Origin of the sequence: Kordia zhangzhouensis (assembly GCF_001005305.1) — a bacterium.
Taxonomy (GTDB): Bacteria; Bacteroidota; Bacteroidia; order Flavobacteriales; family Flavobacteriaceae; genus Kordia; species Kordia zhangzhouensis.
The window spans coordinates 413035-432264 of sequence record NZ_LBMH01000004.1; the positions used below are offsets into that span (position 1 = coordinate 413035).

Here is a 19230-nt window from a genome sequence, read left to right on the forward strand (position 1 = left end):
ATGGACAGAGAGGGAATTTTAAAGCAGGCTAGAACAGAAGAGTTTTGGTTAAACAATATGCAAGAAATTGCAGCGCTTAATGCGTCTTCTTTCTTTGGAGGAATTCAACTAAAGGAGGAAAAGGGCAACACATGTTTAAAAATTGAACTAAACAGTGAAAACGTTGCAAAAGTTAAAGAACTGTGCAATCATTCAGAAGTCTTAGTATATAACTATTTTTTGAATGTTATTAGTAAGTTATTAATTGATTATAAAGAAGTCCCTTTTTTCCTTTCTCCTTTAAGTCAATTTCCACAATTTAAAGACAGCAATAAGATTTTCTTTATCAAACCTGTAATAAATTCAGAAGAAAACTTCAAACAAGTGTTCTCATCTCAAAAAGCAAAGATTGTGCAACAACTATCAAATGCACTTTCTTGGGATGAAATTGACTCGTTAATTGAAGATAAAAGTACACTGAATAACCTCTCTCAATTTGGTTTTGTGGTTAATTCCAAAGAAGTAGCAACAGAACTCGAGGCGCACGTACATACGCTTTTTCAAATCGTTTTGACAGAGAAAAATCCGTATTTGAAGATTCAACTAAACGGAGAAATGTATGCTCCAAGAGTTCTGGAGTTATTTGGAGAAAACTTCAATACATTAGTAAATGAAGTATTGAGTAAAACTTATGAGCCGCTTGCTCAATTGCAAAGCAGTAGCTCTACAGAACAAGCCATTTTACAGGAAATTAATCTGCCTCGTACTTACTTCTCATTAGAAAAAAATACACTTGAATGTATAGACGAGCAAGCAACCTTGTATGGGAATAAAGTAGCTGTACAACACAATAATGAAACCATTACTTATGGAAATCTTGTAGCAAAATCCAATCAAATAGCTAGATTTTTAGTAGAAAGATACGAAGCTAAAAAAGACATGCTCTTTGGAGTAATGATGCCACGTTCCATCAATATGGTTAAAGCAATTTTAGGTGTATGGAAAGCGGGAAGTGCATATGTGCCAGTAGGAACAGAACTTCCAGATGATAACTTATTACAAATCATTGAAAATTCACAATTCAAAGCAATCATTACAGATGATGAAACAGTAGTACAGCAACTAAAAAGAGTTGCAGAGCACGTACCTGTTATTCATTTGAAAAAAGATACTTCGATTATTGAAACATACGCTACAACATCTTTACCAATATCAATTAACGATAATGATTTAGCCTATGTAATTTATACAAGTGGTTCAACAGGAAAGCCAAAAGGAGTGATGATTGAACATGTGGGAATGTTAAATCATATTGGGGCAAAGTTGACTGAAATGAATATTCATAAAGACAGTATTGTTGCGCAAAATGCACCACATACTTTTGATATTTCCATTTGGCAATTATTCGCACCGCTTGTCATAGGAGCAACAGGCGTAATCTATGATAATGAAACGATTATCGATATTAAAGAATTTGTGGCCAAACTAGAAGAAGATCAAATTACAATTCTTGAATTAGTGCCTTCCTATTTGTTGGAAATGTTATACCACATTGAACAACAAGATAAAAATTGCCAGTTGGCGTTAACGATTTTAATTCTCAATGCAGAAACATTGACTAAATCAATGGTAGAGCGTTGGTTACAATTATATCCTAAAATTCCAATTGTAAATACATATGGAGCTACTGAAGTGTCAGATGATACATCACACTATATCATGAAAGAAGTGCCTGATAGTTACTCCGTTCCAGTAATGACCTATCCAATTCAAAATTTTGAAGTTCACATTGTTGATGAAAACTTTAAGAAAGTTCCAATTGGAGTACAAGGAGAAATTTTATTGGCAGGAATCTGTGTAGGACGTGGTTATTTTAATGATCCTGAACGCACCAAAAAAGCATATTTAAAAGGACCAATCAAAGGAGTTACCAATTGCGAACGAGTATACAAAACAGGTGATCTTGGGCGCTTTATGCCAGATGGTACCATGGAATTTGTGGGCAGAAATGACAATCAAGTCAAAATTTCTGGACACAGAATTGAACTTGATGCAATTGAAAATATCACAGCAGGAATAGAAGGAATCAAAAATGCAAAAGCAGTAGCACATACAGACAAACAATTCATAGCACTGTATTACTTGGCTGATAAAGTGATTGAAAAATCTATTATAGAACAAACAATCTTACAAAAATTGCCAAAGTATATGTTGCCATCTGCTATTGTGCATATGACAAATTTCCCATTGACCACCAATGGAAAAATCAATAAAAAAGCATTACCAGACCCTTTACAATATTTACAAAGAGACGTTGCAAGCTATGTAGCACCAGAAACTGAAGTAGAGAAAAAGATTGCGGTGATTTGGCAAGAAATTCTAAATGTAGAAACAGTTGGACTAAACGATCACTTTTTTGAACTTGGAGGGCATAGTTTAAAGTTGATGCGTTTAAAGAACGAGTATCATAAAGAATTCTCTGTAAATATTAAGATTAAAGAATTCTTTGAAAATCCAACACTAAGTGCTCATGCACAACTGATTGACAGCGCTGAAAATGACACTTATGTAGAAATTAAACCAATACCAAAAGCAGACAGTTACCCAGTTTCTAACGGACAAAAACGTTTATGGATTGTAAGTCAAATACCAAACGCTTCTTCCGCTTATAATATGCCTTATAAAGTATATCTGGATGGAAATTACAATGTAGTAAATCTTGAAAAAGCAATCTTTGCTACAATTGATAGACATGAAACATTACGAACAGTATTTACAATCAATGAAAAAGGAGAACTTAGACAGGTTATACTGGCTCCCGAAGCATTAAACTTTACAATCACACGATTAGATTTTAGAGAAATAAAAGATGTTCATGGAGCTGTTGATGACTATATTTCGCATGATACACATCAAACATTTGATCTTGAAAATGGACCACTATTCAGAGCCACATTAATTCAAACATCAGATGATTCCTATGTGTTTTATTACAATATTCATCATATCATTGGAGATGGTTGGTCTACAAAAGTATTGGTAGATGATGTATTACATTATTACAAACTATTTCAAGGAGAAACGACTGAAACAGTACCAGAACTACCAATTCAATATAAAGAGTATGTGAGTTGGGAACAACAACAAATTACTAGTGGGAAATTTAAAAAACACCAATCATATTGGACACAAAAATTTTCTGGAAAACTAACAACCATCACATTTCCTGAACAGAAAAACCGCCCATTAACACGTACATACGAAGGTCATGCGCTCGGAATTTACCTTTCAGCAGAACGATCGGAAGCACTTAAAACATTTTGTGATGCAAATGGAGGAAGTCTATTCATGGGAATGCTAGCCGCATGGAATATATTAATTCATAAATACACGAATGTAACAGATATCATCATAGGAACACCAGTTGTAGGAAGAGAACATCAGAACTTGAAAAATCAAATTGGGTTCTATATGAATACACTAGCGCTTCGAAATACTCTCGATCCAAATGATGATTTCAAAACAGTTTTCGAAAATGTAAAAAAGAATACGCTTGAAAGTTATGATCATCAAATGTATCCTTTTGATGCAATTGTTGATGCAGTAGGCGTGCAAACAGAGCGCAATCGAAATCCGTTGTACGATATCATGTTTTCTTTCCATAACATCGAAGAAAGAGAAAAACCAACCAATGAATCTATTGGGAATACAGTAATGGATTTAGGCTACGTAAAAGCAAAAATTGACTTATTAATCAATGCTATGGAAGTAGGCGACCAATTGTACTTGGAGATTAATTACGATAGTGAATTATTTGAGATTGAAATGATGAAACGTTTACTCAAAAACTACGATCAATTACTCTCAGAAGTACTCTCAAAACCTACAGAAAGTATACAAAATATTAGCTATCAAGCAGAGTCGATTAAACAATTCAAAAAGAACAATCTTTTAAAACTAAAAAGTATAAAAGCCAACACGATATGAAAAATCAATTGTTAAAATTAAAGAACATGAGCGCTGTACAAACTATGAGCGCCGAAGTGGTGAAAACCTCTTTTCTAGATAATGGATTGAATTTTCCATTAGTGTTAGAATCCAACGGAAGTGATGTAATTCTTGAACAATGGATGGTTGACAACCGAACTGATTTTGAGCAAAAGCTCTTAAAATACGGAGGAATTCTATGTAGAGGTTTCCAAATTGATACGGTAGAGAAATTTCAAAGTTTGATGGATAAATTTCCAAACGAATTATTGGATTATGCGTTTAGATCGTCTCCACGATTTGAAATTACCAACAATGTATATGTTTCTACCACCTATCCACAAGATGAAATCATCAACATGCACAGTGAAAGCTCGTATGCACCAACTCATCCAAGTCGTATTGTGTTTTGTTGCATAATTCCTGCTGAAGAAAATGGACAAACACCAATAGCAGACAATCGGTTAATTCTCAATCACATGAGTGATGAGTTGAAACAGAAATTTACAGAAAAAGGCGTGCAATACAGACGTTACTTAAACAGTTTCATGGGATTAGGTTGGCAAGAAGTGTTTCAAACGGAAGACAAAGCTACTGTAGAAGCTGAATGCATTAAAAATGGAATGAATTATACTTGGGTAAGTGACAACGAATTAGTGCTTACGTGGACAAAAAAAGCCATTTGGGAACATCCAGTTACTGGAGAATTGGCATGGTTTAATCATAGCTTATTCTTTAACAAGTATATGTTGCCTGAATCTATTCTCAATGCAGTAGAATCTGATGATCAACTACCTAACAATACATTCTTTGGTGATGGAACGCCAATTTCAAAAGCGGAAATAGAAGAAATCAAATACGCATACGAAAAAGCAACTATCATGTTTCCTTGGGAAAAAGGAGATGTACTGTTCTTAGACAATATGTTAGCTTCTCACGGAAGAAACTCATACAAAGGAGAACGAAAAATCATCGTTTCGATGTCCTAAAAAAGTATTCGCATTCATTCAAAAAACAAATAACTACTAAAACTTACATTATGGCTTCAAATGTCACAGAAAATATAGATGGATATGAATTTTCTGATAACCAGAAAAAATTATGGAATGTTGGTAAAGACCAACTAGATGCATTTTACAATCAACTAGTAGTAAGCGTTACTGCAAACAAAACACTATCAGAAGTAGTAAAAAGTATTCAAACCATTATAGGAACACATGAAATATTCACATTCAGATCACATAACAACTATCAGTACTATTATCCTGTTCAATATCAGTACGATGCAACATTTTTAGATTACATAGAAGTTGATGGCAATGCCCAAGATGCACAAAAAACAGTTGATGCATATTTGTCAAGACCATTTGATCCATCTGAAAATGCAGCAATTCGTTTTTGCTTTACAGTGCAAGGAGGTTTTGTACAAAAGGCTCATATCCGTTTATACAGTTTATGGGGTGATACCTATACGTTATTATTTTTGGCCAAAAGAATGAATGCGCTTTTAGAAGCTACGCCAAATACAACGGATGAAAGTGACATTATTCCGTATATTAATTATGCAGCATGGCAAAATGATTTAATCAAAAACCCTGAAGATGATGCCAAAGCTTTTTGGAAAACCTACACCGATGAAAAAAGTAAAACGGTTATTCCTTTTCAAAAAGCAACACTTAGTTCATTTGCACCAAAGCGTAAGCAAATAACAGTGTTAAATGCAGAAGCCAAAAAGAAAATAGAAGCAAATTGTAACGCTAAAAACAGTACACTTTCTAGTGGGTTGTTATATCAATACCTAGCATTCTTAAGCACGTTTACTAATGAAAAACTAACCATAGGTTATGTGCAAAATGGACGTATATATGATGAACTACAAGGAACTTTAGGATTAGTCAACAAAACCTTACCTGTAGTGCTAGATACAGCATCTATTATTACAAATAAAGATATTGAAGCTGTTAACCGTGAAGTAACACAAGTAAATAATTGGTCCGATTACTATACAATTAAAAAAGATGATGCTCAACAATGCTTTAATTACTCGTTTGAATGTATTTCTGCAGAAGATTTAAATAGCGCTACAGCAGATGTATACTCGGTTCAAAACACATTTAGGGTAAAACTAAGTTGTATTGTTTATGCAAATTCAATTGCAATTGATCTTTACTACGATGCAGGGTATTATGGAGAAGCCGATATTAATGTGATAGAAGCACAATTAAAAAAACAGTTCTCAACAATAACGGAAGGCTTTGAAACAACCCGTGAATTGAGTGCCATTGAACAATCAATCATTGATACTGCAAATGCTACATCAAATACATTTGAAACCTATCAAGCAATTACAGAATTGATTGATATACAAACATCAAAAAATCCTGAAGAAACCGCAATTGTATATGATGGAAAACAATTAACATACAAACAACTACAGGAAAAAGTAAACAAGTTAGCCAACTGTATCGTAAACGAATATAAAATCAATAAAGGCGATGCCGTTTGTATTCTGTTGGAACGTTCTGAATCGTTTATCATTAGCATATTAAGTGTACTTAAAGCAGGAGCGTATTATGTTCCAATTAGTAAAGAATATCCGCAAGAACGTATTCAATTCATTATTGAAGATACAGCTTGTAAACTACTTCTTACTGATGAAGAAATTGAAGCAACAGCTCAAATTCAAGTACTGAATCCTTCAAAAGAAGAAAACTTTGCAGCTCAATCCACAACATTTGAAACAGTTGCGCAAAATTCAGATGTAGCGTATTGTATTTATACAAGTGGTTCAACTGGCAATCCAAAAGGATGTTTGATTACGCATGAAAACCTACTCAATTATGTGTTGTGGGCAAATCAATACTACTTCACAGATGAATCTTTAGGAAATTGGGGATTTTTAACGGCAGTATCATTTGACCTAAGTGTTACAGCAATTTTTACCAGTTTGACAAGAGGAAAAATGCTCACAATTGAAAAAGAAGAAGGACATGTAGTCGAATTGCTTAAAAAGAGTTTTGAAAACCCAGCAATCGATACGCTCAAATTGACACCTGCACATTTATCGTTATTGGCAGAGTTAGACATAGAAACAACAGCAGTTAAAATTATCATTTGCGGAGGTGAGCAGTTAACATCACATCAAGTACAAACAGTCAAATCAATTAGTGAAAACATAACGTTATTCAATGAATATGGCCCTACAGAAGGAACGGTAGGATGTATTACTAAAATTGCCAAAGTAGACGAAAAAATCTATATCGGAAAACCAATTGCAAACATGTCTGTAGCTATTGTAAATAGTGACAATAAAGCTTGTGAAATAGGAGCAACTGGAGAAATCATTATCTCAGGAAAAGGAATCAGTAAAGGATACCTAAATAGAGAAGACCTTACAGCAGAGAAATTTGTAGCCGAGCTTGCAGGGAAAAAAGGAAACTATTATAAAACAGGCGATCTTGGCCGTTGGACAGCCACTGGAGAAATTGAATTTTTAGGAAGAAAAGATGATCAAGTAAAAATTCGTGGGTACCGAATCGAACTTGGTGAAATTGAAAAATATTTAGCTACACATCCAGCAATTGAAGAAGCAGTAGTAGTTGTACGTGAAAATGAAGAAGCTACCGAAAAAGAATTGGTAGCCTATGTGCGCTCTAAAGAAACATTAAATGCAGGAATGATTCAAGAATTTCTATCTACAAAAGTTCCAGAATACATGCTTCCTGAACACTATGTACAATTAGTAACATTCCCACTAACAGTCAATGGAAAAGTAGACAGAAAAGCATTACCAGAACCGTATGGTATGAGCTTATCAAGTGGCGTAGAATACAAAGCACCAAGCACAGAAACCGAACATAAACTTGCGAATCTTTGGGAAGAAACACTCAAAAGAGAGCGCATTGGAGTAAATGATAATTTCTTCTTTATAGGAGGAAATAGTTTAAAAGCGATGAATGTAATCAATCACATTCATCAACAATTTGAAGTAAAACTACAGCTAAAAGACTTCTTTGAATCTGCAACAATCTCAGACATTGCTAAGCAAATTGACGCTTCGATTATGTTGCGAAATATCAAAGAAGAAATGAATTCTGATAAAGAATTTGAAAGTGAAATCACCTTATAAAGCAGTACCAACCATGTATACATTATTAAAAAAATTAATCGCGAATAACATTCACCTTTCCGTAGTCGACGGGAGCTTGAAAGTAAAATTTGATGGTAAAAAATTACCAGAAGATTTACTTTCAGAAATCAAAGACAACAAAGAAGCGTTGATTGCATACTTGGAACAACAAGATGCTGAAACCCACCAATCTATTGAAAAAGTGGCAGAAAGTGTCTCATATCCGTTATCGTCTGCTCAAAAAAGATTATGGATATTGCACAAAGTAGATGAAGGTGCAGTAGCATACAATATGGCGGGACAAACAACGCTTGATGGAACTTATCACCTTGAAAACTTTGAAAAAGCAATCAAGGCAACGATTGCACATCATGAAATTTTACGCACAGTTTTTAGAGAAGATGAAAATGAAGAAGCTAGACAATGGATTTTAACTCCAGAAGAAGTAAACTTTGCCATTTCTCATGTAGATTTCAGAAACATTGATAGCGCAAAAATTCAAGAAAATGTAGCGACTTACATCCAAGAAGATGCAGTGAAACCGTTTGATTTTGAGAATGGGCCATTATTGCGTGCTTCAATGTTACAAACGGCAGACGATCAATTCGTGTTCTATTATAACATGCATCACATTATCAGTGATGGTGTATCAATGGATGTATTAGCCAAAAACATTATAATGGCATACAACGCTATTGAAAGTGGACAAGAAGTGGTATTACCATCATTACGAATTCAATACAAAGATTATGCTGTATGGCAATTGGCTCAATTAGAGAGTGCTACATCTCAAGCGGCTAAATCATATTGGTTAGAACAATTATCGGGTGAATTACCTACGTTGGATTTGCCAACAAACAAAAAACGTCCTACAGTTCAAACTACAAATGGTAAAAACTTAGCGACTTATATTAATAAAGAAGTAGCTTCAAAATTAAAAGCGTATTGCCAAGCACAAAATGGAAGCTTATTTATGGGATTGGTATCTGCACTAAATGTGCTTTTTTATAGATACACCAATCAAAATGATTTCATTATAGGAACGCCAGTTGCAGGAAGAGATCATACAGATTTGGAAAATCAAATAGGGTTTTATGTAAATACGTTAGCGTTGCGAAATCAAGTAATTGCTAGCCAGTCATTTGCTGAGGTTTTTGCTGCGGTTAAAAAGAACACACTAAATGCATATTCACATCAAAATTATCCGTTTAATCAACTTATTCAAGATTTAAACTTAAAAAGAGATGTAAGTAGAAGTGCCATTTTTGATGTAATGGTAACCATGCATAACTTTGATAACAGCACAGTAAATCTTCAAGTAAATGAAAATGAGATTGATACGATTTTTGACTATGGTGCTGCACAAAGTAAATTCGATTTAGAACTTAACTTTAAGGAAGTAGACGGTCACATATACATTGCCGTAATTTACAATGAAGATGTATATGAAAATGATACCATTCAAAACTTCATAAAGCATTTTAAAACGTTACTAGAAGCCGTAGCCAATACTCCTCAACAAAAAGTAACTGAATTACCAATTCTTCCACAAGAAGAAGAAAGGGTATTAGCTAGCTTTAACGATACGAAAGTAGTATACGAAGACGCAACAACGGTAGTAGCATTATTTGCTCAACAAGTAACAGCAAACCCTAACAAAACGGCGTTGGTATTTGAAGGAAAACAACTTTCTTACCAGGAGCTTGATGAACGATCTAATCAAATAGCACACTATATCACATCAAAAAATGTACAAAACACACTAATTCCAATCTGTGTTGAACGTTCATTTGAAATGTTGATTGGAATTTTTGGAATTCTAAAATCAGGAAACGCATATGTGCCTGTTGACCCTACGTATCCGCAAGAAAGAATAGAGTATATTTTAGAAGATACCAATGCGTCATTTGTATTTGTAAACACTGCGTATACGTCATTTTTTGCAAATGTTGAAGTAATTGATTTAGATACATTTAATTACGAATCGTATCCAACAACTGCTGTTGATGTAGCTATCTCTTCAGAACAATTGGCATATTGTATCTATACATCAGGAACAACAGGAAAGCCAAAAGGAGTATTAAATGCACATGCAGGACTTACAAACCGTTTATTTTGGATGCGTGATGAATTAAATATCACTGCAAATTCAGTACTATTCCAAAAAACACCGTATGTTTTTGATGTATCTGTTTGGGAATTAACCATGCCTTTTATTGTAGGATGTTCATTAATCATTGCACGTCCAGAAGGACACTTAGATCCATCATATCTACAAGAAATCATAGCAAGTGAACAAGTAACACTAATTCACTTTGTACCTTCCATGCTACATGTATTTATGGAAGTAGCAGAAGCTGAAAAATTACAAAGTTTACAGCACATAGTATGTAGTGGAGAAGCTTTATCATCTACAGTAGTAGAAAAAACAAAGCAAACGCTACTTACTACCAAACTGTACAATCTATATGGGCCAACGGAAGCAGCGATTGATGTAACATCAATTGATTTAACAACGATTGATACCGTAAAAGAAGGTGTAAGCATTGGGAAACCAGTAGCCAATACGCAATTATATATAGTAAATGAAGATTTGCAAAAACAACCGGTTGGAGTTGTTGGTGAATTGTTAATTGCTGGAATTCAAGTAGCAAAAGGATATGCCAACAAGCCAGAGTTGACCAACGAAAAATTCATTAACAACCCTTTCGGCGAAGGAAAAGTATATAAAACGGGCGACTTAGTTCGTTGGTTACCAAATGGTACAATTGATTTCTTAGGAAGAAAAGATGATCAAGTAAAAATTCACGGATTCCGTATTGAATTAGGAGAAGTTACAAATGCATTAGAACAAGTAGAAACCATCAAACAAGCAGTGGTTGTTGTAGATGAAACATTTGGTAAAAAACGTTTATTTGGATATGTGGTTTCTGAAACGACTATTGAAAAAGAAACCATCAAACAACAACTGAAAAAACGATTGCCAGAATACATGATTCCTGCTGATTTTATGCAGTTGGAAACAATTCCTTTAACAATCAACGGAAAAGTAAATCGTAAGGCATTACCAAAACCTGCAATCACAGATGTTGAAACAACCAATTATGTTGCGCCACGCAACGAGCAAGAGGAAATTATTGCAAGTATTTGGCAAGAAGTATTAGGTGTTGAAAAAGTAGGTGTTTATGACAATTTCTTTGCTTTAGGAGGAGACTCTATTATTGCAATTCAATTTATCAGTAGAGCCAAAAAAATGGGGGTTTCCCTGAAGGTAAAAGATGTATTTGAGTTTCAAACTATTGAAGAATTAGCAGCTAACATTCAAGACGAAAAAACAATTAGTTCTGAACAAGGTATCTTAGAAGGTACAGTTGGATTAGTGCCAATACAACAATACTTCTTTGAAAAAGAATATACAGTTCAAGACCAATACAATCAGTCGTTATTAGTAACGCTTCCAAAACAAATTACGCATACACAACTTACAGAAGCTGTTGTAGGTGTATATCAAAAACACGATGCGCTACGAATGCGTTTTGATTGGGAAGCAGATCAATATTTGGGTACTTATCAAACAACAATTCCAACGGTTGCAATAGAAACGGTTATTTCAACAAACAATGTTTCAGAAGAAGTAACATCTATCTGTGCGTCATACCAAGAAAAACTTAGTATAACAGAAGGAAATGTTGTAAAATTTGTATTCATACAAACTCCAGAAAGTGAAACATACGATCGTCTATTTATTGTAGCGCATCACTTAGTAATTGATGGTGTTTCTTGGAGAATTTTAGCAGAAGATTTAAGCAATAACTTGCAAAAAGTAAGCAAAGGAGAAACTGTTTTAGTAGATCAAAAAACAACTTCATTCAGACAATGGCAAGAACGATTAACAAGCTTTGCAAACAGTGAAGTCTTACAAGAAGAAGCTTCGTACTGGAAATCGATTGTAGATAGGGTTGAAGCATTACCTCAAGACACTGACTTTGATGGAAAAACAACCTATCAAGAAGTAGATTCACATACAATTGAATTTTCAAAAGAGCTTACAAATAGTCTATTAAGAGAAAGTAACCAAGCATTTTCTACTGAGATAAATGACATACTAATAGCAGCATTGGCGATGTCATTTGCTCAATGGACAAAAAATAATAATGTTGTAATTGGTTTAGAAGGTCATGGTAGAGAAGAACTTTTTGAAGATGTTGACTTAACTGAAACAATAGGTTGGTTTACCTCTTTATATCCAGTACTTCTTCAAAATATAGAAGGAGACGTAGCAGCAACCATTGTACAAGCCAAAGAAAACCTAAAAGGTATTCCAAATAAAGGTATTGGTTATGGCGCGTTACGTTATTTAGCAGAAGATGAAGCAATCAAAGAAAGTTTGCGAAAAGATATAGAACAAGTAATTTTTAACTATCTCGGTCAGGCAGATCAAGGAAGTTCTGAAACTACATCGATATTCAATTTTACAAATGAAGGCAAAGGAGAAGACATTCACCCTGCAAATGCGTACAATGGAAAAATAACCATAAATGGAGTCGTTACAAACGGAACTTTAAGCTTGCGTTGGGATTTTGATGCAAATCGTTTTACAAAAACGACCATTGAAACTCTAGCAGAAAATTACAAAGAAGCACTAGAAACTATTGTTGCATTTTGTAAAACACAAACGGAAACAATCAAAACTCCTGCAGATTATGGATTGAATGGATTGGTTTCTTTCAAAGATTTGAATGCATTCAAATCAACGATGAGCAATCAGGAAATTGAAGACATCTATCAATTAAGTCCTATGCAAGAAGGAATCTTGTTTTACAGTATGTATAACAAGCAATCGAACGCTTATATCAACCAAATTAGCTTTGATTTAACAGGAGAATTTAATATAGAATATTTCCGTAAAGCATGGGAAAACATTATTGAAAATCACAGTGTACTTCGTACGTCTTTTCACTTAGAAGGACTTAACATACCTGTACAATGTGTTCATAAAAATGTAGATTTGCCTTTAACGGTATTAGATTTTTCTGCAAAACCAGCTAATGAAATTGCAACAGCTGTAACAGCATACATTCAAGAAGATGCGAATACCGCATTTGAAATGGACAAAGCTCCGTTATTTAGACTTACTTTAATCAAACAAGCGGAACAAAGTATCAAGTTGATATATTCAACACATCACATCATTTCAGATGGTTGGTCATCGCCAGTAATCTTTGGAGAATACTTAGAAAATTACAAAGCATTAACAGAAGGAAAATCATTAGTAGCAAGAGAAACAGACAATTATAAAGACTATATCTCGTACATTACTACTAAAAATAACGCAGAAGTTGTGCGTTACTGGAAAGAACAGTTGAGTGAGTTAACCACACCGAGCTTGCTTCCTTTTACTGATACAACTAAAAATCTAAATAAAACTTTCGGAAACACTAGTAGTGTTTTATCAAAAGGAAAAGATTATGTAGTAGCATTAGAAGCATTTGCAAAGAAAAATCGCTTAACAGTCAATACTATTGTTCAGGGAATTTGGGCGTACCTACTTTCTCAATATACAAACAATGAAACAGTTGTATTTGGTACGGTAATCTCTGGTAGACCTACCGAAATCAAAAATATTGAACAACGTTTAGGTTTATATATCAATACAATTCCTTTATGTACATCTGTAAAAGAAAATACTAATGTAATTTCCTGGTTAACAGATATTCAGCAAAATTATGCAATCTCAAGAGAAGAATATGGTTTTTCTTCATTAGTTGATATTCAAAAGCAAAGTGATGCTGCTAGAGAATTATTTGATAGTTTATTAGTCTTTGAAAATTATCCGTTAGACGCTATTGAAGAAGCAGAATCTGATGTTAGTATCAATAACTTAGAAACGAAACAACAGAACAACTATGTATTGACAATTTCTATTGGACATGTTGCTGAAACAGGGATGAATGTAGAATTTGAATACAATTCTAACATACTCTCTACTGATATTATCACTATGATTAAAGGTCATTTTGATACATTATTAGAAACAATTGTTCGAAGCAATACAATTGCAGATTTAGAATATTTAAGTGAAGCAGAAACTACATTTTTACAAAAAACGGTTAACAATGCGACACCTGTAGAGGTATTACAACTTACGTTAGATGCATTCAAAGCGCAAGTTGCTAAAACGCCAGAACAGATTGCAACAGTATTCAGAGACGAACAACTAACTTATCAAGAGTTAGATGAGCAATCCAATCAATTGGCAAACTGCCTCGTAAATGTGCATGGAATCAAAAAAGGAGATGCTGTTGGTATCAAATTAGATCGTAGCAACTGGATGTTGATTTCAATCTTGGGAATCTTAAAAACAGGTGCAGCCTACGTACCAATTGATCCCGCATATGGTTCTTCAAGAGAAGAACATATTTTAAGTGATGCAAACTTACGCTTGCTAATTACTGAGTCTAACTATATGTTTGATATGTTTGACTATGAGGGTAATATGCTTACAGTTGATATCGATTTTGAAGCAGATGAGTTTTCTAAGGACTTTGAATTTACAGAGGTAACAGCAGATACGTTAGCGTATATGATTTATACTTCAGGTTCTACTGGAAAGCCAAAAGGAGTAATGATTCCACATGGGGCATTGGCAAACTATCTAGAGTGGGCAACCAAAGCATACTTAACTAGCAACAAATTAGCAAACTATGACTTTGGTTTGTATACATCATTATCGTTTGACCTAACTGTTACTAGTGTGTTTTTGCCAATTTTAAATGGAGGAACGTTACATATTTATGATCAAGGAGATATATCGCAAACATTAACAAACTATTTCAAAAGTGAAGCAACTTGTATCAAACTAACGCCAGCACACATTACGCTACTAAAAGAGTTAGACATTCAAAAAAGTACAGTTCAAGTAGCCATTGTTGGAGGTGATGCTCTATTACCACATCATGTACGTACATTACGAAATATTAATCCAGACATTAAAATTTATAATGAATACGGTCCAACGGAAGCAACAGTAGGATGTATGATTTTTGAAGTAACTTCTGAAGAAACGATAAGCATTGGAAAACCAATTCAGAACACAGAAATCTATGTGTTGAACAGAAATCATCAATTGGTAGCTAATGGTGTTTCAGGGGAGATTTGTGTAGGAGGAGCAGGATTAGCAAAAGGTTACATAAATCGTTCAGAATTAACCGCAGAAAAATTCATTCCTCATCCATTTAAAACAGGCGAAAGATTATATAAAACAGGAGATGTTGGCACATGGAACGCAGATGGAAACTTAGCTTATTTAGGACGAAAAGATGACCAAGTAAAAATTCGTGGGTATCGAATCGAATTAGGCGAAATTGAGCAACAATTACTAAGCAAAGAAACCATACAAGAAGCGGTAGTATTAGTACATAGTTTAGAAAATGGCGACAAACAATTAGCAGCATACTTAGTGTTCAATGGAAAAGAAGAAACGGCAATGCATATCCGTAAATTCCTTTCGGAACGTTTGCCAGGATACATGATTCCAGCACACTTTGTTCCTGTAGATCGTATGCCACTAACAGTGAATGGTAAAATTGACAAAGAACAATTACTAAGTCTAAAAGATATCAAACTTGATGGAGGTGCTGAATATGTAGCGCCACAAAACGAGATTGAAGAAGCGGTAGCTAAAATTTGGGAAGAGCACTTTGACGTAGATACAATTAGTGTTCGAGATGATTATTTCAATCTAGGAGGAGATTCCATCAAAATGATTCGTTGTATCAGTGTAATCAATAAAACATTCAATATTGAATTGCCTGTAGCAACATTCTACGAAAACCCTACAATTGAAGGTGTGGCAGCATTTATTGCTGAAAATGAAAATGTAGAGCAAGGAGAAAATACAGATAAAATAGCAGTTGAAGCTGAAATAGCAAAAATTGCAGCAGCTGTATTAGCAGAACATCCAACACCAGAAAACGTAGAAAATGTATATCCAATCAGTGATGTACAGTTAGGAATGGTGCTTACAAGTCAATTAAGTAAAGAAAAAGACGAATTAGGAGTATATCATGATCAATTCTTATTTCAATTAGGTACTGTTGACATTCCGTTATTAACGCGAGCAATGCAACTTATGGTACAAAAACATGAAACCTTGCGTACTTCGTATCATTTATACGAATACGATTATCAGGTTCAAATTATTCATAAAAGAGTACCTGTGCATATCGGATATGAAGACATCAGTCATCTATCAAAGGAAGAAAAAGAAAGCTTTATTGATAATTTCCTAGTGGAAGAGCGAACGCAACGTCCGTTTGACACAACGCAAGCACCTGTATGGAGAGTAAATGTTTTTCAAATTGCACCATCTGATATCATATTCGTATTACAATTTCATCATGCAATGATTGATGGTTGGGGACAAAGTAACTTAAAAGTAGAACTCTTTGAGATTTATGAAAAACTAGGAAAGTACAATGGTTATCAACCAGAATCACTACAATGTAGCATTCGTGACAGTGTACTATCAGATTTGTTAGAGCAACGCAAAGAAGAAAATAGTACGTTTTGGAAAAATACAATGGCGGGTTATAAGCGATTGGAAATTTTGACAAATACGCACTTTGACCGTCAATTATCAAAAACATATTCAGAAGAATTTACTACGCAAATTCTTCAAAAATGTGAACGCGATCAAATCACTCCAAAAGGATTATTCTTTAGTGCATATATATATGTATTATCTCTATTAGCAAATGAAACCGATACAACAATTGGTTTGGTAGCACATAGACGTCCGTTTGTAGAAGATGGCGACAAACTACTAGGTTGTTTCTTAAACTCGGTACCATTCCGATATGATATAGCAAACACGGTTGATAAAACATGGTTAGAATATGTGCAAACTATCAATGATCAGTTAGATCAACTCAAAGGAAAAGATCGTTTTTCTTTAAATGCAATTGCAGATTTAGTAGGAGAAAGTTCGCAAGGAAATCCATTCTTTGATATCTTATTCAACTATATTAACTTCCATGTATTGGAAGAATTGCATGAAAATGAAGAATTTAAAACGCAACAATCCAAACGAGAAGTCACTGATTTTGCTTTTGATAACTATGAAAGAACCAATACACATTTAGATTTTACGGCAGAACGTTCTGCTAAAAATATCTCTATAACACTGACTCAAAGTCGTGCGTTTAAATCAGGTCACAGCCTAGAAGACATTGTAACGTATTACGAAAATTTCTTGGCAAACTATTTAGAGCGAGGAGAAGAAAATGTAAATGCGTATGCTATTTTCTCTGAAAAAGAACGTACCGAATTGATGAAAAATGCTAATGGCAAACAGCTAGCATTTAATCAAGAAGCTACAATTACAAGCACTTTTGATGCGCAAGTACAAAAAACGCCAAACAGTAGAGCGGTTGTTTTTCAAGAAAAATCAATAACGTATGAACAATTAGACAAAGTTTCAAATGGATTTGCACAGTTCTTGTCGCAACAATATAACGTTGCCAAAGGCGATATCGTAGGAATTCAACTTGAACGCAGCGAATGGATGCCAATAGCCATTTTAGCAACCTTAAAAACGGGAGCTGCCTATTTGCCTATTGATGTAGAATATCCTGCGGATAGAGTAGAATATATGCAACAAGACAGTAACAGTCGCTTGACCATTACTGAAGACTTGGTCGCAAAATTCATGAAACAGCGTTCTGATTATTCTGAACAAAAAATGAATCATGTGCGTCATGCAGATGACACAGCATACATCATTTATACGTCTGGTTCAACAGGGAAGCCAAAAGGAGTAGTCATTCAAGATGGAAAAATTCTTAATACAATCTTAGCACAAGTAGAAGCTTTCAATTTACATGAGCAACGAAATGTATTACAATTTGCTTCATTCTCGTTTGATGCTTCTATCTGGGAAAGCTTTATGGCGTTGCTATCTGGATCAACATTATTTATAATTAACGATACCTTACGTAAAGATCCAACAGCACTAGAAACGTATATCAACGAACAAAACATAGACATTGCAACACTTCCGCCTGCGTATGTAACACTAATGAACATACAGCGATTACAGGGATTAAAAACTTTAATTACTGCGGGAGAAGCACCAATCTATGAAGATGCAAAAGAATTCTTGGCCTTAGGAACTGGTGAATATGTAAATGCGTACGGACCTACAGAAGTAAGTATTTGTGGTTCAACGCACCGAATTACTTCAGTAGAAGAACTAGAAAGCGGAAACATATCAATTGGAAAACCAATTGCAAACGCATCTATTTACTTACTGAACGACTTGAATCGTTTACAACCACTTGGAAGCATTGGAGAAATTTGTATAGGTGGAGCAGGATTGGCAAAAGGATATCTAAATCGTCCAGAACTGACCAACGAAAAATTCATTCCGAACCCTTTCAAGGAAGGAGAATTGCTTTATAAAACAGGAGATCTTGGAAAATGGTTACCTAATGGTTTACTGGAATTCCACGGGCGAAAAGATGATCAGGTCAAAATACGTGGTCACCGAATCGAATTGGGCGAAATAGAATATCGACTGTTAGAAAGAGCATCCATCAATGAGGCAGCTGCTATGGTCGTTAACGACGAAGATGGCAGCAAGCAATTGGTTGTATATTTTACCTCTTCCGCAGAAGAAATTCTATCTGAGTTAAGAGCTGAGTTACAAGGGAAATTGCCAGCATATATGATTCCAGATGGTTTTGTTCAATTAGAAACGATGCCATTAACAATCAATGGTAAAATTGATAAAAAACAACTCTCAGAGATCAAAGGTACTGATCTTTCTGCTGTAGAATATGTAGCACCGAGAGACGAAATGGAACATAAACTGGTAGCCTTATGGCAAGAAATTCTTAAAAAGGAGCGTATTGGCATTAAAGATTCTTTCTTCGAAATAGGAGGAAATAGTTTGAAAGCAATTCAGTTGATTTCACGAATTCAAAAAGAATACCAAGTCAACTTTGAAATTGCCGGATTGTACGATACGCCTACTATTGAAGCACTCAAAGAAAAACTAGAAAACGTTCTTTGGGTGAACAACCAATTTATGGAAAACGAAGAAAACATAGAAAGTTTTTCATTCTAAAACAACC

The 19230-nt window shown here is 34.4% G+C and carries 4 protein-coding genes; all 4 read left to right on the forward strand.

Annotated features, from left to right (window positions below; translation table 11 throughout):
• The 4 genes from AA088_RS08115 to AA088_RS08130 are packed head-to-tail and all read left to right on the forward strand — an operon-like array spanning position 1 to position 19223.
• Positions 1–3966 carry a non-ribosomal peptide synthetase gene (locus AA088_RS08115; RefSeq protein ID WP_046744450.1) on the forward strand — a complete coding sequence of 1322 codons (3966 nt, stop codon included), beginning with the start codon at positions 1–3 and terminating at the stop codon, positions 3964–3966.
• A gap of 26 nt (positions 3967–3992) precedes the next feature.
• The gene (locus tag AA088_RS08120; protein WP_162199676.1) at positions 3993–4955 is read left to right on the forward strand and encodes a TauD/TfdA family dioxygenase; all 963 of its coding nucleotides are present in this window, start codon (positions 3993–3995) and stop codon (positions 4953–4955) included.
• 50 nt (positions 4956–5005) lie between these two features.
• The gene (locus AA088_RS08125; RefSeq protein ID WP_046744452.1) at positions 5006–8095 is read left to right on the forward strand and encodes a non-ribosomal peptide synthetase; all 3090 of its coding nucleotides are present in this window, start codon (positions 5006–5008) and stop codon (positions 8093–8095) included.
• Positions 8079–19223 carry a non-ribosomal peptide synthetase gene (locus tag AA088_RS08130; RefSeq protein WP_046744453.1) on the forward strand — a complete coding sequence of 3715 codons (11145 nt, stop codon included), beginning with the start codon at positions 8079–8081 and terminating at the stop codon, positions 19221–19223. Before AA088_RS08125 ends, AA088_RS08130 begins: the two co-directional genes overlap by 17 nt.
• The last annotated feature ends 7 nt before the right edge of the window (positions 19224–19230 follow it).

Coding starts and splice junctions, on each gene's coding strand:
- AA088_RS08125 (WP_046744452.1), top strand. CDS start 5,006: ATGGCTTCAAATGTCACAGAAAATATAGATGGATATGAATTTTCTGAT.
- AA088_RS08115 (WP_046744450.1), top strand. CDS start 1: ATGGACAGAGAGGGAATTTTAAAGCAGGCTAGAACAGAAGAGTTTTGG.
- AA088_RS08120 (WP_162199676.1), top strand. CDS start 3,993: ATGAGCGCTGTACAAACTATGAGCGCCGAAGTGGTGAAAACCTCTTTT.